Raw genomic sequence first — 25,934 nt, 5'->3', positions numbered from 1 at the left:
TAGTGTAATCTTCCCCAAGCTTCTGGGTGGGTGTCGTCATAGATATACTTTAACCCTTCTTCATAGGTTGCTAGTTTACCATAGTATCCCCTCTGGTTCAGTGCCGGATTACTATCAGCGATCGCACTTTCAAAACTGAGATGGGGGTCACAATAGGAGGATTTTTCCGCCGCAATTGCCCTGCTCATCCAAGCTTCCCAGTAATCTGATTTGATTTCTAATGCCCGGTCATAGGAAGCGATCGCCTCTTCAAATTGTTCTAAATAAAACAATGCCAGCCCGCGATTATACCATGCTAAATCAAAGTCAGGTTGGACATACACCGCCTGGTCATAGGAAGATACTGCCTCTGTATACCGTTGTAAGTTATCTAAAGCTACGCCCCGGTTATACCAAGCTAAATAGAAATCGGGTTTTAATTCTAGGGCTTTATCCCAAGCGGCGATGGCTGCTTCTAATTCTCCCAATTGAATTAGAGCCACTCCTTTATCAATCCACACATCATGGAAGTCTGGTTGAATTTGGCTGGCTTGTTCGTAAGCGGCGATCGCTTCTTGCCATTGTGCTAATTTATCCAGGGCTGTACCTTTAAAATACCAAGCTTCATAGTTTTGAGGGGCAATGGCAATGGCTCTATCAAAGCTAGTAATTGCTGATTCCCATTGTCCTAATTGATATAAAGATATGCCTCGTTGTAACCAGGTTAGTTCGGATTGGGGTGTAATTTCAATGGCTTGATTATAGGAGGCGATCGCTTCTTCCTGTCTGCCCAAACCAGATAGAATTATTCCTCTTTGATACCAACCTGAATCATATTTGGGGTTAATTTCTAAGGCTGTTTCACAACTAACTAGGGCATCATTGTAGCTTCCTAAATTATACAAAGCCAGGGAGCGACCAGACCAAGCTTGGTAATGGTCAGGGTTGAGTTCCATTGCTCGTTCGTAGTAAGCGATGGCATCTTCAGAGCGTTCTAGTTTGACCAAAGCCTCACCTAATTTATACCAAGCATCTTCATAGGTGGGTTGGAGTTGTAATACTTTGCCGTAATTTTTGATGGCTGCTTGAATTTGCCCCGCAGCAGCTAGTACTAGACCTTGATGATACAAACTTTCTGGGTTTTGGGGTTGGATTTGCAGAGACTTATCGTAACTAGCGATCGCAGGCTGGTATTGTTTTAGCTTCCGCAATACCCAACCTCTGTCTGCCCAAGCTTCCTGGGAATCTGGCTTAATTGCGATTGCTTGGTCAAAAGCAGTAACTGCCTCTTCTAATCTTTCCAAAGCCCCTAAGGTGATACCTTGGTTATACCAACCCTTGTATAAATCTGGTTTAATCGCGATCGCTCGTTGATAAGATGTCAGAGCTGACTCATAATTACCAAGGTGAAATAGAGCTAAACCAGTATTAAACCAATACTCATAGGCTTGGGGTTGGAGAGCGATCGCCCGTTCATAGAATGATAATGCAGCAGTTAAATTACCGTTCCTTGCTTGCTGAAGTCCCTGGAAAAACCAATTTTGAGCTTGCTTGGCTGCATCTTGAGAGGTTTGCTGTTCTTGTAATTGGGACGATTCTGAGGTTTGATGATGCAAACCAGAAGACAGTTGTTGTACCAAGCTAGCACTCTGCTGCAACCGCACTAATAATTCATCTAAGGTATCTGCGACGGGAGCCTGTAACTCAGTCCAATTTTGATTTTGACTCTGTGCTAATGTTGCTTCTTCTCCTGGGGTTTGTCTAACTTGAATACTGTGATTTTGGTTATTAGAGTTCAGAGGTGTGGTGGGAGAGATTTCTATATCTTGTTTCTCCTGCTCTTCTACTAATTCAGATGTAAGGTTAGGGAGTTGAGTATCATCAGGTGTTTGATATTCCCAAACTTCTTCTATTGGAGGTACAAATGGATTTTCTGTAATTTCACCTTGATATAACCAGGGTTGAGGAATTGCTGTGAACTGGGAATCTGTAGAGACTGGCTCCTCTGTATCAGGTGTTTGATAGTCCCAAACTTCTTCTATTGGGGGTGCGAATGAATTTTCTGTGGTGTTACCTTGATATAACCAGGGTTGGGGAATTGCTGTGAACTGGGAATCCGTAAAGACTGGCTCCTCGGTGACAGGAGCATGATCTTCCCCAACTTGTGCTGATAAAGGTGCTGGTAATTCTGGGAGTACAGATGAATTCTCTGTGGTTTCAGCTTCATATGACCATGATTGCAGAGGTTCTAGGAACTGGGAATCATTAACCACTTCCTCTTCATCGTCACCAGTAGCTCCATATTCCCAAACTTGTTCTTGTTGATTATTTTCATCGGTTTCATACTGAGCGAAATAATCAGGTACTTGGTACTCCCAAACTTGTTGTGGCAAATCTTCAGTCATCTTCGACTCAGCCATCTCCGACTCAGTCTCATCTTCTCCCAAGTTCCGCGTCATCAGCTGAATCCCAATCTCATAGGCAAGTTCGCTAATATTGCCTATATCAAGCTCACCCAACTGTACCAAGCGGGAAGCCAACTCACTATTAGGGGAGGGAGAAGCCAACAAGCGATCGCCAAAACTACTCAGCCATTCCAACCAGCGTTGGTTGTCAATCCTGTTTTCCATGCGTTGTAAATATTTCAACGCCCAGTCTTGTCCTCTCGCTTGATATACACCTTCTAGTAGCTGAGTGAATAAAAATTCCAAATCGGAATTAGTAAGTTCTGGCAGAGGAGGTGCAAGTTGTTTTCTCTCCACAAACCGGCGTGAAGAAATCCATTTGCCCCCAGATAACCACTTAAAAAAACGTTGAAGCCACTGCAATAGCTGCTTGAGCATCTGCCGCACTTTGGGATATTTTCCTAGATTGTTGTTATGCCCCTTTAGGGAGCTACTTAATGGTGATGGTGCAAACCACCAACCTGACAGCAAAACGCTGTGTATAAAAGATACCGTCAAACTAGTTAAATAACTAGTGGGATCGTTTTCATATTTGATAGTTACTAAACCTTTGATTTAATCAGTCTGGTGACAATTTGACAACAGTTATACTGAGCTATATTTTTGCTTAATTCACTAATATTCCTATATATATTAGAGATTACAAAGTCTGTTGCCATCTTGATCTCATCAAAGAATGTTGAAGATAATAGTTCGTTATATTAGGAATTTTAATGGAGGAGAGTAGGGAATAAAGGAATTCCCTATCAAAAAAGAACAATAGTGGGGAATGCAGTTTAGCAGAGAGCATAGGAGCATGGAAGTAAAGCAAGTAAAGCAAGTAGTTCAAGTCCAGAAATTGGGTAATTTATTTTTGGTGTTCCCTAAAGAAGTCGTGTTGAGTAAGGAAATTCTCTACTTTATTTTTTGCATTTCCCTTATTCATCTGTTGGAGATTGATTTTCTTCATTAAATTGATTAATCAGTGCTTGAATAATCATTTCTGGCTCTTCTGTTTTTACACCGAGTTGTTGGGCAATTTGCTGGCATAAATTCCGATCCTGTTGCAACATTGTAAACAATTCCTCTAAAGAAACAGTTTGATATTCTTCCTCCGGGAGGTTATCGTCTTCGCCTTCCCCAATAGGAATCACAGAAGGGGAAGACATATCTGTTGTAAACACACTCTCCTCACCTAATTCAAAATTATTTATGTTGGGTGGTGTTGCATCTGGTCCTTCATACTCGAAAATAGGCTCTTTTTGGTTACGAGTTAATAAATCCATGCCAATATCGTGGGCATAGTCTCCCACATCCCCAACATCCAAATCACCTAGTTCCACCATCCGGGAAGCTAATTCATTGTTAGGGGTAGAAGATGCCATTAACCGCTCGCCAAAGCCCTCTAGCCACTGTAACCAACGTTCCTCGGGAACTCGATGTTCGAGATTATGCAGCCACTTGAGTGCCCAAGCTTGTCCCCTTGCTTGATTTACTCCCTCCAATAATTCAGTGAATAGAAACTCTAAATCTGTATCATTGAGAGGTGGAGGGGGTTGTGATTGGATATTACCTTCTATCTGGGATGATTTTTGTCGTTTACCAAACAAGCGTTGGAAAAAGTTTTTAATCCATTGAATGAGCCGCTTGAACATCTTGCCGTACCCATGAGTATTTCTGACGTTATCCTAAAGATTTTAGCGATGTCTGGTGACAAGAGGCTCATGTCATCACATTGCTGTAATAAATAAAAATGTAAACAGACAAGATTCACGAAGATTGAACAAGGCAGTCCCAATGAAAAATAATTTGCACCACCAATTATCTAAGTAGAATATTTCTTTCCCCCTGCTCCCTGCTCCCTACTCCCTACTCCCTGCTCCCTGCTCCCTACTCCCTGCTCCCTGCTCTCTGCTCCCTGTCCCCTGCCCCCTGCCCCCTGCTCCCTGCCTTCATTGATAAAATAATTGCATCCTTTTCTGTTGGTTTATGCTACAGTTCGATTTTGTCAGGGCATTGACATTTCCCAGCCATGTCTTACGAACCCCTACACCACAAGTATCGTCCCCAGAGTTTTGCTGAATTAGTAGGACAAGAGGCGATTGCTACTACCCTTACCAATGCTATTTGTATGGGCAAAATTGCCCCTGCTTATTTGTTTACTGGCCCTAGAGGCACGGGGAAGACTTCTAGCGCCCGCATTCTTGCTAAATCTCTCAATTGTTTGAGTAGCGATCGCCCTACCCCCGATCCTTGTGGTAAATGTGATGTATGTTTGGGCATTACTAAAAGCTCTACCCTAGATGTGATTGAAATTGATGCTGCTAGCAATACTGGGGTTGATAATATTCGTGAGGTGATAGAAAGGGCACAGTTTGCCCCTGTACAGTGCCGCTACAAGGTTTATGTGATTGATGAGTGCTTAACTGGAGATTCTTTGGTTTTAACCAGTGAAGGCTTAGTTAGGATTGACAATCCTAAAATAAAAGGGAAAAAAGTTCTGAGTTTTAACAACACCACAGGAAACTGGGAATACAAGAAGGTTATTCGTCACTTAGATCGGGGAACAAAACAAACCTTAATAGTTAAGACAAAGAACCGTAAACTTCAATGTACGGGTAATCATTTAATTAGGACAGCTCAGGGATGGATAGCTGCAAAAAACGTAAAAGAAGGAATGAAGATACTATCCCCTGTGAATGTGGATGCGGAACCTATATTTACAAATTTGGCACAGATGGACGCTGTCGAAGGTTTGTTGCTGGACACTAATTTCATACAGAAGGATTTTCTACCCAAGACAATCAAATTATTGCCAATTGGCTCACAACAACTGGTTATCCAGCAAGAACAAAATTCTACAGAAGAAGAAACACTGGCAAAACATATTACTACATATGGATGGGGTCAAATACTAGTAGAAAATTCTTATCTGACTTCCAAGAATATTCTATCTCCCCAATGGAATACAAGTTTGGAAACGGTAGAATCTGTCAACCTCGCTGGGGTGGAAACAGTTTATGATATTGAAGTTGAAGACAATCACAACTTTGTGGCAAATGGGCTTTTAGTCCATAATTGCCATATGCTCAGTACCGCAGCATTTAATGCCCTCCTCAAAACCCTAGAAGAACCGCCCCAACATGTTGTCTTTGTCCTAGCCACAACAGATCCCCAAAGAGTCCTACCAACTATTATTTCTCGCTGTCAGCGATTTGACTTTCGCCGCATTGCTCTTCAAGATATGGTGGGACATTTAAGTGAAATTGCTGCCAAAGAAAGTATTAATATTTCCACTGAAGCTATAACTTTAGTCGCTCAAACTGCCCAAGGAGGATTGCGGGATGCAGAAAGTCTTTTGGACCAGTTGAGTTTATTATCTGGGGAAGTCACTCCAGAACGGGTTTGGGATTTAGTTGGTTCCGTGGGAGAACGGGACTTGATTGCTTTATTAGATGCGATCGCTAATAATAACTCAGAAGCATTATTAGATACCACTAGACAAATTTTAGACCGGGGACGAGAACCCCTAATTATTCTGCAAAATCTCGCTGCTTTTTACCGCGATTTACTGATCGCTCAAGCAGCACCCACTCGTCAAGATTTAGTTGCTTGTACCCAAGAAACATGGCAATTCCTAGTTAATTTTGCCCAAAAATTAGATACCAGTACAATTTTGGTGGGACAGCAACATCTACGTACAGCCGAAGTCCAAATCAAAAACACTACTCAGCCTCGTTTATGGCTAGAAGTCACTTTATTAGGATTGTTACCTGCTGCACAAACTACACCACCAACTCAAACTCAAGTTGCTCCCACCAGAATTAATCAACCAGCAGCAAACAAAATAGCTCCTACAACTCAAACGGTTCCCACTCCCCAAACAAATCCCACTCCCCAAACAGCTCCAACTCCCCAACCAGCTCCTACAGCTCAAACAGTTCCTACAGCTCAAACAGTTCCTACAGCTCAAACAGCTCCAACTCCCCAAAAATCCTTAGAGGAAATTTGGAATCAAATATTGGAACATTTACCAATACCTGCTCAAGCCTTACTCAAACAACACGGACATTTATTAAGTATTAACAAAGATGTGGCAGTTGTTGGAGTATCACCAAAGCTGGTAAAACTTGCTCAAGGAAAATTGGCTGATGTGGAACAAGTATTTGCCAAAATTTATCCACAGATATTAAAAGTTAGCTTCGTTGCTGCTCATCATACCCAGACAGAGTCTACTTCTGAGAACGGAAAAATACCTCAAAATAGCTCAGTCACAGTTCCTCAACCAGAACCAGTAACCATTCCTCAAACGCCAGAACCTACAGCCATAGAAGAGCCGGCTGTAGAAATGCATCAACCAGTTAATACTTCAACCATTAGCAATGGCTTAGTTACAAAAAAGATTAATGCTGTAGTTCCAATATCCGCTCCTCCACCGATCCAAACTCAGGTCTCATTACCCACAGAAAACCGTAACTGGGATCAAGATGAAGTCATGGCCGCAGCTAAACGCTTGGCACAATTTTTTGACGGCGAGGTAGTAAATTTGGCTGATAGCATCAGTGAATATACTGACAATATCACTACATCAGATTTAGTAGAAGAAATAATAGAAGATGACGACTAATTAAAAGTTTGGGATGATCCCGACCAAAGTTGATAAATTTCGTCATCATAGATATGTAAAGGTAATACCTAGCTAGTACAGGTGTAAATAAAGCAACCATTTAAAATAGTTAAACAGCCTACTCCATAAGCTTTTTGACTGACTAATACAATTTATCTAAATCCTGGCTACAGATAATTCTCCACCTGCTCCCTGTTGTCCATGTGTAGCTTTATTTTGGAGAATTGGTATAACTTCTGCCTTGCGATACTAACTTCCTCTCAGGTGAGGGCAGATTTTTTAATTTTTATTCACATTAATATGGAATTGTCGATATATCGTCACATTGCGATCGCAGTATCTTCTTTAGGGCTGCTTCTACTGACTGTGGGATGCTATCAGTTAAGTATATCTGTAGAACCGGATACTACAAATTCAGAAGTATCTCCGTCAGCTTCTCCAGTTACAAATAATCCTAAATCTCAAATTCAACAACCAAATTCAACTCCCACAAAGAATACAGTAGTTGCACAAATCACTGAATCTAATCAAAAATCACTAACCTCAGGAAAATTACGTGTTAGTAATAGAACTGACAGACCCATACGTATCGCTTTACTCATGCGTCGTTCTGGGGATAAAAATGCAGCTAAGGATAAAAAATATAACATTCCTGCTCATTGGGACTTTGCTCCCCGAGAAGGAAGTGGTAAAGGTCTGATTTTGTCTTTACCACAAGAAAATTTAACTTTAACAAAAGGAGATATATTAGTAGGATTTGCAGAAGATGGTTCTCGTCGTTATTGGGGCCCTTATGTGGTAGGAAAAACTCCTGAACCATTATGGAATGATCAACAGCAAGAATGGCAGTTGATTTTACAACAGTAGGGGGTGATCGGGTGAATTTTGCTTTATGCTAATCTTTGCAGCGATCGCTCGCTATATTTATGTAGGAACCGATTCCTCCAATAGGAGTCATTAATTCATTGTTTCAATCCCCTGAATTTAGATATGGGGTGACAATCCAAAATCCAAAATCCAAAATTCTTATGACTTTTGCCCGTACTTGTGAGAAGTGGTTGCACAATCTAGATAAGCGTCCCGGTTTAGGGGTTACTCTGTCAGTTTTGTGGATATTTGTGATTTGTGGGATCGGCTTTTTTTGGCATTTGGGTACTATTGGCTTAATTGATGAAACCGAACCTCTTTTTGCAGAGGCTTCTCGTCAAATGCTGGTTACAGGGGATTGGATTACACCATTTTTCAATGGCGAAACCCGCTTTGATAAACCTGCTTTAGTCTATTGGTGTCAAGCGATCGCTTATGCAATTATAGGTGTAAATGAATGGGCGGTACGTTTACCATCTGCGATCGCAGCTATGGGGTTAATCGGTTTAGCTTTTTATACAATACACTGGCATTTGACCATAGCCAATCGATTAAAAAACGTTTACCGTCCCCAACTACCCTGGATAATTGCGGCTTTAGCCACAGCAATGATGGCATTATCTCCACAAATGATTGTCTGGGGTCGAACCGGCGTATCTGATATGTTACTTACAGGTTGTATTACTTGTAGCTTATTCTGCTTTTTCCTCGGTTATAGCAGTCCCCATCAATCTGCAAATATTTTCCCTTCCCGATGGTATACAGCTTGTTATCTGTGCGTTGCGGCGGGAGTTTTGACTAAGGGTCCCATCGGTTTTGTTCTCCCTGGTTTAGTTGTTGCCGCATTTCTAATATATATAGGCAAATTTTGGCAAGTAGTCCGGGAAATGCATCTATTTGTGGGATTAGCAATTATCCTGGTTTTATCTATACCCTGGTATATATTAGTTTTTTTACAACATGGTCAAACCTATATTGACTCCTTTTTTGGATACCATAACTTTGAAAGGTTTACAGATGTTGTTAATGGTCACTCTGCTCCTTGGTATTTTTATTTTCTGGTAGTCTTGTTAGGTTTCGCTCCTTATTCAGTTTACTTACCAGTGGCGATCGCGAAACAGAAATTTTGGCAGCGTCAGTATTGGCTTAACAAAGAACGTTCTCAGCAATTAGGGTTATTTACCTGTATCTGGTTTCTTGTGGTTTTTGGTTTTTTTACCATTGCTGTCACCAAACTTCCCAGTTATGTATTGCCTCTAATGCCTGCTGCTGCCATACTTGTAGCTTTATTGTGGGGGGATTTTCTCTCAGAATCCACTTCCCCTAGTCTCTTCTTTCGAGTTAGTGCATGGGTAAACGTATCCTTAGTAACTGCGATCGCAATTCTCCTATTTTACGTGACCCAAATTATCGGTAAAGATCCCGCAGCTCCGGATTTCCGCTTAGTTCTGGAACAGTCTGGGTTAACAGTGGTGGGTGGTGTAATTTGGTTAGTTTGTTCATTGTTATTAGCAGTAACGATTTTACGCCGATTTTGGCTACCACTTATTAGCGTAAATTTACTCACATTTACTGCCTTTTTATTATTCGTCCTCACCCCAGCATTATTTTTGATGGATAGTCAACGTCAGTTACCTTTGCGGCAAATTTCTCAAACAATAGTGCAAACACAAAAACCGGATGAGGAAATTGTCATGGTGGGCTTTAAAAAACCAACAGTGGTATTTTATACTCAACGTCCCGTGATTTATTTTAAAAGCAACCAAGCAGGTGGAGAATATATCCAAAAGCAAAAATTACAAGTTGCAAAATCCCCATCTTTATTACTGATTGCTCAACCTAAAAAGTTTCCCAAAATGGGTTTACAGCCCAGTGATTATCAAATTTTAGAAAAACAAGGTGCTTATCAGTTAGTGCGGTTGCCGTTGGATTGACCGAAGAATAAAAGGATACAAGCCATTGGGTTAAGGCAGGGGAGCAGGGAGCAGGGAGCAGAGAGGGAGCGAAAAAAGGTGTGGGGAGTTATTTTTTGGATACCTATAGCATGTTGAAAAAAGAATGGGACAGATGGGTAGGGGCACGGCATCTACAATCTTTCAGTATATAAAAGTATCTTACTGGTGCCGTGCCCTTACGAAGAATTTATATGTTGCAAACATTATTTGAATTGGTATTAAGTAAGTCGGCACAATAAGGCCAAACTATGTGAAGAAAAGTCAATAAGGCTAAAACCCTTTGTCCCCGACTTCTTTCAATCAACTCTGAGGATTATAATACTGGGTATTCATACCTGGTGCAATATAACCATTGGGAATCCTCGGAACTGTCGATGATGGATAAACAGGAACACCAGGAACTATCTTTGGTGACGGATAAACATTAGGCACAGGATTGAGTTGATTAAATTGTTGGTAAGCCGCACGGGAAATTGATTGAATTAGGGCTGCGGCGCTGGGATCGTTACGAGGACGCTGTACCATTACTGCTGCTAAATAGCGTTTACCTGTAGGTAAATCCACTAATCCTGCATCTGCCAACATAGAGCCAATGTTTCCAGTTTTGTGGGCAATGATAGCTCCTTTCCCTAAACCAACTGGCAGTAGATGATTTCTAGTATTACGCCGCATAATATCAAGTATACGATCGCGCGATCGCATACTCACCAAATTACCTTTACTCACCATTGCCATCAAAGTAGCTAATTCTTTGGGACTGGTAGTATTCGTACCTTCCACATCAGGTAATGGGTTGCGAATGGCTGTAGTTCTTAAACCCCAACTGCGAAAACGCTGATTCAGTATTTCCATACCACCCATGCGTTCAATTAACATATTAGTTGCCGTATTATCACTGATAGTCATCATTTTGGTGGCAACTTCCAAGGCAGTAAACTGAGTTCCTGGCTGTTTAGATTTCATATTACCAGAACCCCCTGCAATCATCCCCTGTTCCATGATTAGCATTTCATCCAGACGAATTTTACCGGCATCAACATCCTGGAAAAAGGCAACTAAAATAGGGGTTTTAATCGTGCTAGCAGCAGGGAAAGAAGCCGCAGCATTAATATCCACATAAGTACCATTATCTAAATCAACTAAAAATATCCCTGGGGTGAGATTAGTATTTTTAGTGACCAAATTTGTGACTGTAGACTTTAAAGTAGGTAGTTCTTGGGAGAGGAACAAACCACCAGCACCGTGAAGAGGGTTAGTAGTAGGTTGTGATGGTATTTGCTCTACTTGATTATTATTGGATGACACCCCTGTTGTAGTGATGCGATGAGCGGGGTCTAATACAGATAATACAGTGCCCATAATTGCACCAATACCCACTCCCACGATTAATAATCGCAAGGCATACAGAATGGTTCTTGCCATCGGCTTTAAGCGGGTTTTACGAGATGCTCGGACTTTCCTAGGTAATTTTTGCTTTTTAACCCTGACAGTTGTCAGCTTACCAGTTCCAGGTTTTAAAGGAGGAATTCTTCTTATTGCTGTAGGTGTAGATGATTTTGTTACTGGTACTAAAGCTTTCCCCTTTTTTCTGGCATTACTATTACCACCAGAGAGAGGGCGAACTTTTTTCGGCTTCAATGTTTTGCCAACCGCCTCCTGGTGTGTGTTTCTATTTCTGGACTGATTTGCTCCATGACTGCCGATGTGTTCCACAGAACGGCGAATTAGACGACGGTTAGGGGATTTACGCCGAGAGGAAGCTGTTAATTTGTAACTAGAATCTGACACCTTTGCTCCTTGTCACCCGCTCAACTGCTATGTCTACGGAATCCTGAACCAATAAGTACTTTTTTAAGGCACCTAGTACTGAAAATGTATCGGTAGATTTCATTGGTGTCAATAGTTGTAAATTTTATAGTCAAATATAACATCGACCATAAAACTTATTTGTGAGGAGTAATCCTCACTGGGGGAACTACAAACCCCTGTATCCCCTCAACAAAATCATTAGGGACTACTTTTCTGATGATATTTCCACTTCCATTGCAATCAGCATTAATTAATATTCCCTCTAGACAAAGGAATAATCCGCGTTTGACTCTTCTACCTTTATAATTTGATTGCTTAGATAAAGGCTCTGAGTCAATCCTTCATTCCTTCACTCCTTTTCCTTATGAGAGAGTGCCCATTCCATCTGACGCAGTACCCCTAGTAGCATTGATGCTTCTCGATTTTGCAGCTGAGTACGATGATAGATTTGTCGAAATTTTGCCATGCGACTGGGGGCTGTATGGGGGTATAAATAACCAATTTTTAGTAGTAGGGACTCTAACTGTTGATAATAGGTTTCGACAACTTCTAAAGGAGCTAAGTCTGTTTTGGCAGATGCCTGGAAACTATTACTTTCTCCAGAAAATGATTCTAGACTTTCTCTGAGCTGATAACAACAGATACCCACAGCTGCTGCTAAATTCAAAGATGAATATTCTGGATTACTGGGAATACGAATAAATCGCTGGGCATAATTTAATTCTTCATTGGTTAAACCGCTATCTTCCCTACCAAAAATTACTGCTGCTGGTTGTGCTTCTATCTCTAGTAGCCAAGGAAGTGCTACCCGAGGATGTTCTAGGGGAATATCCCAATCTCGGGGGCGAGCGGTGGTGGCGATCGCTCGTTTACATCCCTGTAACGCATCTGGTAAGCTTGGCGCTACCACTGCTGATTCCAGCACATCTTGGGCATGAACAGCCATATGTTTCGCTTCTACATCTGAGCGATCGCATTGAGGATTAACCAATACTAGATGATGTAAACCAAAATTTTTCATCACCCTAGCAATAGATCCCACATTCCGCGAACCTGCTGGCTCAACCAAGATAATCCTAATTCCCTCTAATAACATTGCCCACCCTTATGTAGACATCCAGAAAAATCCTTGATACTATCATTAAACTTATTTTTCAGCTTTTATGTAATTTTACATGTTTTTACATAAATTCATTTTGTCAAGTCGACCTACTTAATAGCTCATTCACCCAGCAATTCCGTAAAGTATATAAGGCAATTTTTTAGTTACTTAACTTTATTTTTTTGTTGTAAAGGAATAGCAACAACAAACTCTGCCCCTTTTCCGGGTTCAGATATGCATTGCAATTGACCACCATGTTTTTCCACAACAATTTTGTAACTGATTGATAAACCCATACCAGTACCTTTGCCTACTGGCTTAGTGGTATAAAACGGGTCAAATAGACGTTGTTGTATTTCTGGGGTCATTCCTAAACCGTTATCAGATATGCGAATCCAGACTAGCTGGTCTTTTACTTCAGTCATAATCCTGATTTGCGGTATAAAGTCTTGTAACTTGTCTGCCATTAATAATGAAAGATTACTCGACTGCTCCCTATTTTCCATAAACTCTTCTAGGGAATCAATGGCATTTGCTAGTAGATTCATAAATACCTGATTCAGTTGTCCTGCATAACATTGCACCAACGGTAGATCCCCATATTCTCGAATCACTTGAATCTCCATCCGTTCGGGTTGAACTTTGAGGCGATTTTGCAATAGTAATAAAGTACTATCAATTCCTTCATGGATTTTAACAGCCTTCATCTCAGCTTGATCAAGGCGGGAGAAATTGCGTAAAGAGAGGACAATTTCGCGAATACGGTCCGTACCTATTTTCATAGAAGTAAGCAATTTGGGCAAATCATCGCCAATAAATTCCAGATCTACCGCTTCAATTTCTGCTTCAATGTCTGGTACTGGGTCAGGATAATATTGTTGATATATTTGTACTAAACCCAGTAAATCTTGAGTTACTTGACTGGCATGGTTAATATTTCCATGAATAAAATTGATGGGATTATTGATCTCATGGGCAATACCAGCCACAAGTTGCCCCAAACTACACATTTTTTCACTTTGAATCAACTGAGTTTGAGCGGCTTGCAGTTCTTTGAGAGTTTCTTCTAAGATTTTTGCTTTTTCTTGGGCTAGTTTAGCCGCAATCTGGCTTTGTTTGTAAATTTCTGCTTGATGTATGGCAATAGCTACTTGGTCTGCTGCTGCTAGCAGTAATGAAACTTCACTATCTTGCCAATGTCTAGAGCTAGTAGAGTGAATACAACCAAAGGCTCCAATCTCCCCAGATTGAGTATGTATGGGTAGGGATAAGAAAGCTTTGAATTCCAGGGAAAGGAATAATTCTCGCTCTAATTGATCCGACATGGTTTGAACATCGTCAATGCGGATCATATCTCGATTTAATATCTTTTGGGAGATTGATTCAATTTGCTGATTACTGCTGACGAATCCTAGTAAACTGTTTAACTCAGGATTTTTGGCTTCATTGACAATTTCCCAGTGGGATATAGCACCATTTTGCCGATACCAAACGAAATAGCAGCGATCTATTTTCAATAAATGGCGAATTTCTTGGACAGCAGTTTCTAAAATCTCATTGATATCTAAAGAAGCGCGAATTTGACCAGCTAAACAATTGAGTAAAGCTTCTTTAGAAGCCGCTTCTCTAAATTGTGTTTCCGATTTGCGTAAAGCTTCTTCTGTATGTTGACGTTGTAGTTCTGCTGTCGCTTTTGCCGTCAAAATATTGAGGATAGCTTTAGTCCGTTCCGCCGAACTTTTGATTAAACGACGATACTGAGCATCAACTTGATTTAAGCTTTCTTCTATGTTTCTTTTTTCTGTCAGATCCCGAGCAATCACAGCCAAATTAATTGGTTCATTAGTTGCGGAGTTAGGGATCACAAACAAATGATATGCTACGGGAATCTCGTTACCTGTGGCAAAATCTTGCAAATATAATTCACCTTGCCAATGACCATTAGCGATCGCAACTGGTAAAATTTCTTTATGGAATAGTTCTACATTTTCTGGAGAGAGTAAATCAGATAATTTCTTGGTTTCTATTTGCTCCTCATTTGCTAAACCTAATAGCTTGCGTCCTACAGGGTTTAGCAACAATAAATCTCCTTGTAAGGAAGCCAAGGCAATAAAGTCAGCGATATTTTCAATTACTGAGGCAATAGTTTGATTTTGCTCATTTTTGATAGGTATTTTACTTTGTACTTCCTGGAGAAATAATCCCGTTCGCTTTTGGAGCGGTTCCACTGGAGAGCATTGAGTCTCTTCCTGGTAATTGCAGATTTTTTCCTCACATTCTTGACCAAATTTCATTAATGGTTGTTGTATTCTATCTGCTTGCCAAGATTCTAACCATACTGGTCGAGATAAACGAGTATCTGTTTTATTCTTATCATTGGCAAATAGCATTTGCCAATGCTGTTCTGATAAATTTTTGCCTTTTATTAGTTGTTGATGTGGTGATTTTTTCCTTACTTCCTGAAGAGAAGCAATTTCTGTTTTTAATTGTTTATTCTCACTTGTAATTTCGGTAATATCAACACAGTAGCCTATATAACCTGCAAAGTTTCCATCCTGATTACATCTAGGTGCAGCAGTATCTAATATCCAGTGATACTCTCCATCAGTACTCAGCAATCTATATTGCCGTTGAAATTTTTCTTGGCTATACCTAGCAGAAATATATGCTTTTTGGCAGTAATCTCTGTCTTCTGGATGTACTCCCAATAGCCAACCATTGCCTTGTGCTTGTGCTATATCTTGACCAGTAAATTGTAACCAAAGTTGATTGAAGTAATGACAAAAATGGTCGCATCCAGCCATCCATATCATTATAGGGGCTGTATCTATTATCATAATCAGTGTTTGATATTATAATTTTTATACTTATGTATTTAGAATGATTATTAATGACTATTATTTGTATTTAAATCAACTACATAATACTATTCATATCTACCAATAGTCTCACCAATGGTAATGAATAGGATATGCCAATATATAATTATGGCAAAACTATAGATAATTTTTGAAAATTAAATTTTCTAGCTCTGAGAACCTACTCTACATATAGACAATAGAATCTATATATTTTTATCAAAACAATTATCTTAAATATTAATTAATATAAAACAATAATTGCTAGTGTTATTGTTAATTACTTCTGTGATAATTTGTTTTTTACAGAGGAGACAAGAGTAAAATTACTGAACGATATTAACCAATGAGCAAACAATCTTGATAACCATAAACTTCCCATTGATCATATTTCAAATAGATAAATAAAAAACTCTACATTTAATAGGACTGATGTGGCAAAAACGTAATTACAGTCATTTTTATCCAAAGAAGTAATCCTTGACACATGAGTAATCATAAAGAGTACTTAAGTCCTATTTAACAGTAAAATTACTGAAAAGATAACTTTGTTTGCATGAGTAATGATTAAAGAATCCATAACTAGCCCTAGTACTGAACTTGTGCCTCTAGCATGGCAACAAGAATTATTGCAAAAATTGTTGCTAGAGGAATCACTCTCCAGTGATGAAGCTGGGAGGTTGATGCAAGGATGGCTCAAGGATGCCATTTCCCCAGAACTATCAGGGGCAATCTTAATTGCATTACAACTCAAAGGAGTTTCATCGTCGGAATTAGCCGGGATGGCAAATGTACTGCAATCCCAATCTCTAGCTCATCCCCTAGTGTTACCAAGCCCTGTGATTGATACTTGTGGCACGGGAGGAGATGGGGCATCCACTTTTAATATTTCCACTGCTGTGGCATTTGTAGCAGCTGCCTATGGCATCCCCGTTGCTAAACATGGCAATCGTTCGGCATCTAGTCGCGTGGGTAGCGCCGATGTTTTAGAAGCTTTAGGAATTAATTTAGGAGCAAGTAGCGAAAAGGTGCAAGCTGCTCTCTCCGAAGTAGGGATCACTTTTTTATTCGCTCCAGGATGGCATCCTGCCATGAAGGCTGTAGCCCCATTACGGAAAAATCTCAAGATCAGAACTGTATTTAATTTACTTGGTCCCTTAGTAAATCCCCTTAACCCCACGGGACAGATTATTGGGGTATTCGATCCCCAATTACTTCCAACCATTGCCCAGGCTTTGCAAAACTTAGGCAAACAGAAAGCAATTGTGTTGCATGGAAGAGAAAAGCTGGATGAGGCGGGTTTGGCAGATGTTACGGATTTAGCAGTTTTAGCTGATGGTGAGGTCAAGTTAACTACTATAAATCCTACAGAATTCGGTTTAACTTCTGCTCCCACAACAGCATTACAGGGTGGAGATGTGGAGGAAAATGGAGCAATCCTCAAAGCAGTTCTTCAAGGTGGAGGGACTCAGGCTCAACAGGATGTGGTGGCATTAAACGCATCTTTAGCCCTACAAGTGGGAGAAGCAGTACCCTTGATGTCACACCTCCAAGGGATTAAATTGGCTAAGGAGATTCTACGTAGTGGCTCGGCTTGGGAAAAACTGGAACAGCTAGTCCATTTTCTCCAGAATTAATGATTGATTCTGTATGGGGACGAAACTCTACAATATTGCGCTTGATGGTGATATCGTAATTACCAAAAAAATCGTGTCCGAGTAGTCCTGTTTCCAATTCCGAGCCGGCGATTGCTACCGCAACTCGATTAACTTTTGCCCCACCAATTTCAATGGAATTAACATAACCAATGGCAAATTCCACACCCTTGGCACTGGCTGTATTTGCCTTTGCCTTTCCCACTGGTATAACTGCTAAAGCCTTGGCCATTTTTTGAGTAATTACAGTCCCACTAGCTCCAGTATCCAAAATCATCTCAAACTGGCGATCGCCATTAAAGGTAACTTGAATAATGGGTGTACCTCCTATGCGGCGTGTGATGGGAGCTGTAAATACCTTCTGGGGCTTTTGCAATATCTCTGGGGCGGGAAATTTTTCATTGGGAGATGGTACAGGAATGGGAATTGAGCTAGCTTGAGTTTGAGGGGAACTTAGTTTTTGTGGCTTGGGTTGGCTGGTTTGGGGAGGAATAACAACCGCAGCTCTTTCGGGCACATTTTTGGCTACAGGTGGGGAACTACGAGTAGGAGGTTTAATTTTTCTGTGGGCATATTTTATCTGGTGCTGATATTGTTTAATTTTGGTTTGGGCACTGTCAAAATATGGACTATCCTTTGTCACCTTTCTCATCAGTGCGATCGCATCTTGATATTGACTAGCAACCAATTTCCAATCATCAATTGACTGTGCTGATTGAGTAATATTCAAAGCTCCAGTTGCTTTATCTAAAGCAAGTTCAAAAGCACTTGGCTGAAAGGAGATATTTTTCTCAGGACTGGGTTTTGTCTTTACAGGTGCTGCGGTTTGCTGAGATTGAACAGAGGATTGTTTTCCACTCCCATCATTGGATATGGGTATGGGTTGCCTATCACTGCTAGTGGCAATCATCTGTTTTTCTTTGATACTACAAGCACAACCCACAACCGAGAGTGTAGTTGAAAGCAAAATTATTGCTGTACGGGATAACAAAGATGGATGCATAATTACCTATGATTTTCCCCGTATGGGAGGCATAAATCTAGCGGTAGAAACGTTTTTTTCAGATGTAGGCTGGTAAATTCTCAATTTTTTATTAATTATGGTACAAACTCAGAAATAATAAAATCATATTCCTTGGAAATATCAACTTGATTGGGGACGAAAAATATAGGAATCTTAAGGATGAAATTATGAAGTATTTTACCCTAGCCAGTGGTAAATAGTCTTCAGATTTTCAACTTTTATTTCCCATTCTCCGGCCTTTAATCTGTACCATTATTAATTCTTATGCCCCTGTCTGATGCAATCCCAGCCCTGCTTGTCCTAGCAGATGGAACCGCTTATCGCGGTTGGTCTTTTGGTGCCACGGTCACCACGATTGGGGAAGTAGTGTTTAACACTGGTATTACTGGATACCAAGAAGTACTAACAGACCCTAGTTACTGTGGTCAAATAGTGATTTTTACTTATCCTGAGTTGGGTAATACAGGTGTGAACCCAGAAGACGAAGAAGCTAAAGGTCCTCAAATTAAGGGAGCGATCGCTCGTAATATTTGTCATCGACCAAGTAATTGGCGTTCGACCCAATCTTTACCCGATTATCTCCAACAATATCAGATCCCAGGAATCTTTGGCATTGATACCCGAGCTCTCACCCGTAAAATTCGCATGTTTGGAGCGATGAACGGTGGTATTTCCACAGAAATATTGGATGAAGCCGAATTGCTGGAACAAGTGCGAGCAGTTCCGAATATGGAAGGGTTAAATCTCGTCCAGGAAGTCACCACCCCCACAATTTATGAATGGTCTGAACCTACTAGCCCAGCTTGGGAATTTAACCCAGATCTCAAGGAAAATGTCCAACAGCCCTTCACTGTAGTAGCTATTGACTTTGGAGTCAAACGAAATATCCTCCGCCGTTTAGCAGCCTATGGCTGTCGTGTAATAGTTGTTCCTGCCAGCACCACTGTTGAGGAAATTCTCAAATACAATCCAGACGGTATTTTCCTATCCAACGGACCAGGAGATCCAGCCGCAGTGACTGAAGGTCTTGATGCAGTTAAAACCCTGTTATCAGCAGACAAGCCCATATTTGGTATTTGTATGGGACATCAGATGTTGGGTCGTGCTTTGGGAGCAGACACCTTTAAACTTAAATTTGGACACCGGGGATTAAATCAACCAGCAGGTTTACAACAACAGCAGGTAGAGATTACAAGTCAAAACCATAGCTTTGCCATTAACCCCAATTCTTTACCCAATACGGTAGAAATTAGCCATCTAAACCTCAATGATCGCACCGTGGCTGGATTCCGTCATAAATCTTTACCTATTTTTTCCGTCCAGTATCACCCCGAAGCCAGCCCTGGTCCCCACGATGCAGATTATTTATTTGCCAAGTTTGTAGAATCAATGGAATCCCATCGCCAAACAGCCACTACCAGTTCGCAGTCAACATGAAAATAGTCAGAATGTGTTAAACAGGGAAATGGGATCAGGCATTAGTAACACAGAAGAGATTTCTCTCCTTAGTTCCTTACCTATTTCCAAAAATTGACCCCCAAAGGTCAATATGTTAATTCCATAATTTTGTCACAGCCTTTTCACAAAAGGTTGTAGACAATTTGGAGAAAAACCATCTATACTAGAACGTCCATCTTAACCATGAGGAGGGAATTATTCCTGAGCCACTAACTCTAACCGTGAGCCTGAGAGGTACTCGTGATGTCCGGGATAACTACCAGATATTCCGCCTCACAGGTTTATTAGATGCCTTCTCAGAGCAAGCATTTAGTAAGGTTCTGGGCAGCAAGATTGACGAAGGTCCAAAGAATATGATTCTGGATCTTTCAAAAATTGACTTTGTTGACAGTTCTGGTTTAGGAGCTTTAGTACAGCTAGCCAAGAAAGCTCAAACTGCTGGCGGAACCTTGCAAATTATTACCAATCCTCGTGTTACTCAAACGGTCAAGCTTGTTCGCTTAGAGAAGTTTCTTGCCCTACAACCATCAGTTGATGTGGCTGTGGAAAATATCAAGTCATCTTGATAGCTTGACCAGTAAAATTCAAATAGCTATCCGATCTTCACAATCTGGATAGCTTAACTTTAATTTAGATAAGAAATGAGGAATTAGGAATAGAGAGTTGGGAATAGATATTTATGAAACTCCTAACAGTTAGAATTTCTGGATTGGGAAAACCCTAAGTGGAAAATTCATCCACCTAGCTGTATCGCAATGTGTCTAGTATGATGTTATGAAATGAATGAGTATATTTAAGAGTTTAAAGTAAAAACTAAAAATATTTAAACTTAGGCAGTCGTTTTTATAACATAATAAAAATTAGTCTATCTCACTGCCCATTTATAGTTAACAAGGAATGATGGATTTGTGAAATCAAAGGGGGAAAAGCAATTAAAGCCAGCAGATGAACAATCCACATTTGATTCATCCCATTGCCAAATACCCAGCGCCATCACCCAGAAATTGACTCAATCCATTTCCCTGGCTCAAATACAACAAATTTCTCCCTCAGCCTTAGCTTATTTAGGAGATGCAGTTTATGAGCTGTATGTGAGAATGTTTTACTTACTGCCACCTCAAAGAGCAGAAAATTACCATCGCTTAGTAGTGGCACAGGTAAGAGCGGAAACCCAAGCTGAAATCATGCAATCACTTACTCCTCATCTGAATGCGAATGAATTAGAAATTGTCCGCAGGGGTCGCAATGCAGCCAATGGTCGCCCTAAAAGAGTTAAAGTAGGTATCTACCAACAAGCAACTAGCCTGGAAACTTTAATTGGTTATTTGTACCTAACTGACTATCAACGTTTAACCGAACTATTACAAAAGCTTAAGCTAAAAGCATCGTGAAAAATCCATAAAAATATACATCTAGAACTATTATGTGGAGTTCATTTGCTTAACTTAGCTATTTTTTGGATGACCAATTATTAAATTTATCCACAAACTTTCATGGCAAATAAAACTAAAAAAATTATCACTCCCAATCGTACTAAGTCCTCTAATAAACCGTTAAAGCTCAAAGGAAAGCGGATAGTTAGTAGTAAGATTCGCCAGTCTAAATCTTTGTCCCATGATCATGAGCATCAAGTAGCTCGTGGTGTGAAACAGCACCGCCATTTTGGACATACATCTCCATCACAACCAGACACCTCCAATAGTGATCTGATTTATGGTCGCCACCCAGTACTGACTGCTTTAGAAAATCAAAGAGCTCTCAATCGCATCTGGATTACATCTAAACTCAGATATGATCCCCGTTTCCACTCCCTAGTGATCAAAGCTAAGGAAAATGGTACTGTCATTGATGAAGTAGAATCCAGGCGTTTAGATCAAATTACTGGACATGCAAACCACCAAGGAATAGCTGCACAAATTGCTCCCTATAGCTATATTGATTTACATGAATTAATTGAAAAATCACAATCTGTCCCAGAACCGGTAATTATAGTGGCGGAAGGAATTACCGATCCCCACAATTTGGGAGCAATTATTCGCACAGCAGAAGCAATTGGCGCTCAAGGGTTGGTAATTCCCCAAAGAAGAGCATCTGGGGTTACATCCACAGTCATTAAAGTCGCTGCTGGTGCTTTGGAAAACTTTCCCGTTGCTCGGGTGGTAAACTTGCAAAGGGCTTTAGAAGAATTGAAGGCCAAAGGTTTCTGGATCTATGGTACTGCGGCAACTGCCAGCGAACCAATTCATACCGTCAATTTTAGTGGCCCTGTGGTTTTAGTAGTCGGTTCTGAAGGAGAAGGTTTGAGTATCTTAACACAACGCTCCTGTGATGTATTGGTTTCTATCCCCTTGCTAGGAAAAACTCCCAGCCTCAATGCTTCTGTTGCCACAGGTATGGCATTATATGAAATGTATAGACAACGTTGGGTAAATACCCTCCATTTAGATAAATTACAAACAAACCCCTGGAAAAAACCTGGTTGACAGAGTATAAAGAAATGTAAAGGAAAAAGTATTAGCAAACCTGTTAATAGACCATTTTCAAGTTAGTAAATCGCCAAAACAATGAGTATGCTTTGGAATAACCTTAAGGAATCATTGACCAGTACTTTTCAAAACTTCGGCTTGGCTTGGTGGGTAGAAGTTGCTACCCAAAATCCTCGCTGCACTTACTACTTTGGTCCTTTTCTCAATAATGATGAGGCTGAAACTGCTAGCAAAGGTTATGTGGAAGATTTAGAAATGGAAGGTGCCCAAGGAATTACGGTAAACGTTAAAAAATGTAAACCAGAACATTTGACAATTTCCGAAGACTTGGGGGAATTGATTGACCATAAAGTAAAGCCTGTCTTTAGCGGTCAAATTTCTTAAGCAAATTGCAGTTTTGAGCTTTTACAGGGGGTTACTTGTACCGGACTGAGCGAATGGCAGAAAATTTTCAAGCTGATTCGTAATCTGGTAAGGTAGGCTGGATAATCCGATGGGATTGACTGTAGGAGCTGCTGATAATTTGTATTCAAAGGCTACCATCGTTATACCATCTTGGGCTTTGGATTTTGGATTGTGAAATATTGACTGGGTAAGCTTTTGGACAATCAATGTGTTGTCATTATTGTTCAAATTGGTATTAGTTTGAATGGTATTAAATGGAACCAGAATTCATCTCACACCTTACTCATCAGGGGGTGTGATATGAATCCTGGGGTAGTAAATACATTCACGCGCGAGGTTATAAATCAAACATAACCTGGTTGTTTCTTATTAGAAGTTATTCAGCCAATTAACAATTTGCGAATTTACCAGATGAGGGACTTCATCATGGGGACAATGACCTGCATTAGCAATGGGAACTACTTGGATATTTTTCCCATCTTCTTGGGCTTGTTCGTATATTTTGGCACCAGCTATAGGTGTCCACGGGTCATTAGCGCCCCAAAGAACTAGCAATGGATGTTGTACATTTGGCAATAATTCATCAGGAGAAGGGCCCGCTGGAGCAGTGAGAATGGAAGCGAAAACTTGCTGTGCTCCTGGATCACAAGCTGGTGTATAAAGTAAATCTACCAACTCATTTGTCACAGCATTGCGATCGCAGTAAACTTGATAAAGAGTGCGGCGAATTTGGGACTTACGACGAATATTGTTGAAAAGGAATTTACCTGTTATGGGATGACTCACCAGCTTATTAAAGGCTGTCATTACTAGACGCAGTGGTAATTTTAATTCGTGGGGACGATGACTTAAACCACCTGCGGAGTTGATTAAGACCCCACCTGTAGAAATTTCTGGATGTTCTGCTAATACCATCAAGCTTAATAATGCACCGATGGAGTTACCAATAAATATGGCAGGTTCTTGGATATGTACTTGCCAAAAATCCCTCAGTAATTCTACCCATACTTCCATTGTGTAATCAATGGGTGCTTTTTCAGAAGCGCCAAAACCCAACAAATCAAGGGCAAAAACTTGATAACCGGCATTGGCTAGTACGGGAATATTTTTCCGCCAGTGTCCAATAGATGCACCAAAGCCATGAATCAGGACTAAGGGTTTTCCTGTTCCCATGACGGTGTACTGGATATTGTAACCCTGCCAATTCCAAAAGAGTTTTTCAAAGTTGTCTGTTGTTAGCTGTTGGGAAGTTACAGTCATTTCAGTTATCAGTTATCAGTTATCGGTTACCCCATCGATAAATCGAGGGGCTTGAAGCTCAGCAAAAATTTTTGACTCTCCACGGATAAATCCAACAGAGCAGCGTGCAGAAAAGGGGTTTCCCCTATGAGCGACTCCGGGGGCTTGTATCCAGCCTATTTTTTGGTCATTGAGTCAATTTTAATAAGGGGTTTTTTAATATGTTAATGGTTTCTTCCTACTGAAGATACTAGGAGCCATAACAATTTTTGATTTTGGATTGAACCCATGTCTAAATTCAATGAATTGTATCCTTTTATTCTTCTGTCATATTTATCTGTACAGAAAGAGTAACTAAAAAGCAAGGGTTACTGACAACTAACCTTTAAAATTTTTACAGATAAACTTTCCAGGACTATTTTCCGTAAATGATACTATTTTGCCATCCTTTTGGATCTTAAAATTGCTGCGACAGTTGTAAATTTCTAGTGGCTTTTTCTTGCCATCAATACTGATAATAGCTCGATAATTCCAGTATCTTTTAGGACTACGTTTGAGACTAATGATACAAACTTGATGACCGTCAAAATTTTGACATCTGGCAGCCTGAGCAGGTAGTGCGGAGAAAAAGAATTGAAATAAGAGCAGTATTAGGGCAATAATTTTCATAATTGTGATGTGATAGTTCTTTTAATCACCCTATGATAAAAATCAATCGATTACAATTCCTTAACCTCAGTCTTTGTTTATAAATTTCCCGACTTAAGCAAGGAGGACATAGAAGCTATGTTTGGATTGAATGAACTCAAACAAACACGGGTTTATCAAGAAGCAAAAGCAGAATGTTTGGAGGAAAGTCTTCAAGAAGCTCTTCAGCAAGGTTTAGAGCAAGGTAAACTAGCAGCAGTACCTCTATTGTTAAAGGTAGGAATGAAACCTGAAGAAATTGCGGAGCAATTAGGTATCGATTTAGCAGCAGTTGAAAAGGTTGCCCAAGCACAAGAGTAAAATTATGCTCCTTGGAACTGCTGGGTGATCGCATTTTATCAAAAACATATTCTTAATCAAAAATTGTTGGTTTGTTGCTTATGACTAACCTGACTTTTGCTTCAGCCCATCAACTAGCACAAATGATTAGAAAAAGGGAAGTTTCATCTGTGGAAGTTCTCGATGCTTACCTGGCTCAAATCGCCAAACACAATTCCCATCTGAATGCAATTTGTACCCTGGACGAAGATAATGCCCGTACAACAGCCAAGCTTGCAGATGAAGCTTTAGTTCAGGGGGAAAATTGGGGGGTTTTACATGGAGTTCCCATAACAATTAAAGATATTTTTGAAACAAAGAATCTACGTACTACTGCGGGTTATATTCCTCTGAAAGATTATTTTCCTCCACAGGATGCCACTGCTGTTGCCAGACTGCGAGCTGCGGGAGCCGTGATTATCGGAAAAAGTAATATGGCAGAGCTTGCAGGTAATTACCAAAGTACAAATTCCCTCTTTCCCAGAGTGAATAATCCTTGGAATCTGGAATATACCCCTGGAGGTAGTTCCGGAGGTAGCGCTGCTGCGGTTGCTGCCGGATTTTCAGCCTTGGATTTGGGTAACGATTTTGCCGGTTCGGTGCGTCAGCCGGCTCATTTCTGTGGAGTGTATGGTTTAAAACCAACAGACCGACGTATTTCTACAGCAGGAACGATTCCAGAAGTACCAGGAATGCCAATATGTTTGCGACAGATGATGACTGTGGGGTGTTTTGCCCGTTCTCTTGAAGATATTCGAATGTGTTTCTCCTTAATTGCAGGTGCTGACCCTCGTCGTCCAGATGTGCCACCGATTCCCCTAGATATATCTTCTGGCAAATCTTGGCAAAATCTCAAAATTGCTTGGATTGATGAGTGGTTAGAGGTTCCGGTGAGTCGTGAGACTAAAACTGCAATGGCTACAGTTGCCCATAAATTGGCTCAAACAGGGGCACAAATCGAACGTTGGCTACCTGAAAATTTTGATATATCCCATATAAG

At 40.5% G+C, this 25,934-nt stretch carries 20 protein-coding genes; 11 read left to right on the top strand and 9 right to left on the bottom strand.

Translation table 11 applies throughout. From position 1 onward, the window contains the following. Together CALSC_RS18805 and CALSC_RS18800 are read right to left on the bottom strand one after the other, a co-directional pair. Positions 1-2,822: tetratricopeptide repeat protein (locus CALSC_RS18805; protein ID WP_339386758.1), on the bottom strand; the 2,822-nt coding region annotated here is incomplete at its 3' end. A 539-nt stretch (positions 2,823-3,361) separates the two neighbouring features. Beyond that, a complete protein-coding gene (locus tag CALSC_RS18800) occupies positions 3,362-4,078 on the bottom strand; it encodes a hypothetical protein (RefSeq protein WP_088242822.1) in 717 nt (238 codons plus the stop codon). 377 nt (positions 4,079-4,455) lie between these two features. On the opposite strand from CALSC_RS18800, the gene dnaX reads away from it, so the two are divergent. The 3 genes from dnaX (at position 4,456) to CALSC_RS18785 (ending at position 9,851) form a co-directional block, all read left to right on the top strand. After that, positions 4,456-7,050, top strand: coding sequence for a DNA polymerase III subunit gamma/tau (dnaX, locus tag CALSC_RS18795; RefSeq protein WP_088242821.1), 2,595 nt, complete (start codon positions 4,456-4,458; stop codon positions 7,048-7,050). Positions 7,051-7,350: 300 nt separating this feature from the next. Then, on the top strand, positions 7,351-7,917 hold the full coding sequence (locus CALSC_RS18790; protein WP_088242820.1) for a hypothetical protein: 567 nt from the start codon (positions 7,351-7,353) through the stop codon (positions 7,915-7,917). Positions 7,918-8,078: 161 nt separating this feature from the next. Continuing rightward, the gene (locus CALSC_RS18785) at positions 8,079-9,851 is read left to right on the top strand and encodes an ArnT family glycosyltransferase (protein ID WP_088242819.1); all 1,773 of its coding nucleotides are present in this window, start codon (positions 8,079-8,081) and stop codon (positions 9,849-9,851) included. A 321-nt stretch (positions 9,852-10,172) separates the two neighbouring features. Here the strand turns inward: CALSC_RS18785 and CALSC_RS18780 are convergent, their stop codons facing one another. The 3 genes from CALSC_RS18780 to CALSC_RS18770 all read right to left on the bottom strand — a co-directional run bounded on the left by CALSC_RS18780 (position 10,173) and on the right by CALSC_RS18770 (position 15,620). Beyond that, positions 10,173-11,660, bottom strand: a complete 1,488-nt coding sequence (locus tag CALSC_RS18780) for a serine hydrolase (protein WP_088242818.1) — start codon at positions 11,658-11,660, stop codon at positions 10,173-10,175. 370 nt (positions 11,661-12,030) lie between these two features. Further along, positions 12,031-12,777 (bottom strand): RNA methyltransferase, encoded by a 747-nt coding sequence (locus tag CALSC_RS18775; RefSeq protein WP_088242817.1) that lies wholly within the window; start codon positions 12,775-12,777, stop codon positions 12,031-12,033. Between the two features lie 170 nt (positions 12,778-12,947). Continuing rightward, on the bottom strand, positions 12,948-15,620 hold the full coding sequence (locus CALSC_RS18770; protein WP_088242816.1) for a PAS domain-containing sensor histidine kinase: 2,673 nt from the start codon (positions 15,618-15,620) through the stop codon (positions 12,948-12,950). A 584-nt stretch (positions 15,621-16,204) separates the two neighbouring features. Here CALSC_RS18770 and trpD point away from each other — a divergent pair. Further along, positions 16,205-17,278: an anthranilate phosphoribosyltransferase gene (gene trpD / locus CALSC_RS18765; RefSeq protein WP_088242815.1), complete on the top strand. Its 1,074-nt coding sequence runs from the start codon at positions 16,205-16,207 to the stop codon at positions 17,276-17,278. On the opposite strand, the gene CALSC_RS18760 is transcribed toward trpD, so the two are convergent. After that, positions 17,208-18,299 carry a retropepsin-like aspartic protease family protein gene (locus CALSC_RS18760; RefSeq protein WP_088242814.1) on the bottom strand — a complete coding sequence of 364 codons (1,092 nt, stop codon included), beginning with the start codon at positions 18,297-18,299 and terminating at the stop codon, positions 17,208-17,210. The genes trpD and CALSC_RS18760 overlap by 71 nt on opposite strands. 285 nt (positions 18,300-18,584) lie before the next feature. Between CALSC_RS18760 and carA the strand changes: the two genes are divergently transcribed. From carA to CALSC_RS18735, 5 genes are all read left to right on the top strand, one after another. Next, the gene (gene carA, locus CALSC_RS18755; protein ID WP_088242813.1) at positions 18,585-19,757 is read left to right on the top strand and encodes a glutamine-hydrolyzing carbamoyl-phosphate synthase small subunit; all 1,173 of its coding nucleotides are present in this window, start codon (positions 18,585-18,587) and stop codon (positions 19,755-19,757) included. Between the two features lie 242 nt (positions 19,758-19,999). Beyond that, positions 20,000-20,344 carry an STAS domain-containing protein gene (locus tag CALSC_RS18750; RefSeq protein ID WP_200817686.1) on the top strand — a complete coding sequence of 115 codons (345 nt, stop codon included), beginning with the start codon at positions 20,000-20,002 and terminating at the stop codon, positions 20,342-20,344. A 342-nt stretch (positions 20,345-20,686) separates the two neighbouring features. After that, positions 20,687-21,169: a Mini-ribonuclease 3 gene (locus CALSC_RS18745; protein WP_088242811.1), complete on the top strand. Its 483-nt coding sequence runs from the start codon at positions 20,687-20,689 to the stop codon at positions 21,167-21,169. 102 nt (positions 21,170-21,271) lie between these two features. Continuing rightward, positions 21,272-22,261, top strand: a complete 990-nt coding sequence (gene rlmB, locus CALSC_RS18740; protein WP_088242810.1) for a 23S rRNA (guanosine(2251)-2'-O)-methyltransferase RlmB — start codon at positions 21,272-21,274, stop codon at positions 22,259-22,261. Between the two features lie 81 nt (positions 22,262-22,342). Next, positions 22,343-22,648 (top strand): DUF1816 domain-containing protein, encoded by a 306-nt coding sequence (locus CALSC_RS18735; protein ID WP_088242809.1) that lies wholly within the window; start codon positions 22,343-22,345, stop codon positions 22,646-22,648. Positions 22,649-22,669: 21 nt separating this feature from the next. Here the strand turns inward: CALSC_RS18735 and CALSC_RS18730 are convergent, their stop codons facing one another. From CALSC_RS18730 to CALSC_RS18720, 3 genes are all read right to left on the bottom strand, one after another. Next, positions 22,670-22,897: a hypothetical protein gene (locus CALSC_RS18730; protein WP_143288301.1), complete on the bottom strand. Its 228-nt coding sequence runs from the start codon at positions 22,895-22,897 to the stop codon at positions 22,670-22,672. Positions 22,898-23,038: 141 nt separating this feature from the next. Further along, positions 23,039-23,929 (bottom strand): alpha/beta fold hydrolase, encoded by an 891-nt coding sequence (locus CALSC_RS18725; RefSeq protein WP_088242807.1) that lies wholly within the window; start codon positions 23,927-23,929, stop codon positions 23,039-23,041. 357 nt (positions 23,930-24,286) lie between these two features. After that, complete coding sequence (locus CALSC_RS18720; RefSeq protein ID WP_088242806.1) at positions 24,287-24,577, bottom strand: hypothetical protein; 291 nt, start codon at positions 24,575-24,577, stop codon at positions 24,287-24,289. Positions 24,578-24,694: 117 nt separating this feature from the next. On the opposite strand from CALSC_RS18720, the gene CALSC_RS18715 reads away from it, so the two are divergent. Together CALSC_RS18715 and CALSC_RS18710 are read left to right on the top strand one after the other, a co-directional pair. Further along, a complete protein-coding gene (locus tag CALSC_RS18715) occupies positions 24,695-24,916 on the top strand; it encodes a hypothetical protein (protein ID WP_235006851.1) in 222 nt (73 codons plus the stop codon). Between the two features lie 80 nt (positions 24,917-24,996). Beyond that, positions 24,997-25,934, top strand: a 938-nt coding sequence (locus tag CALSC_RS18710; RefSeq protein WP_143288300.1) for an amidase, incomplete at its 3' end; no start/stop codon positions are given.

Origin of the sequence: Calothrix rhizosoleniae SC01 (genome assembly GCF_900185595.1) — a bacterium.
Lineage (GTDB): Bacteria > Cyanobacteriota > Cyanobacteriia > Cyanobacteriales > Nostocaceae > Calothrix_A > Calothrix_A rhizosoleniae.
The sequence above is the reverse complement of the archived record's forward strand: the minus strand, read 5'-3'. Positions and strand labels throughout refer to the sequence as shown.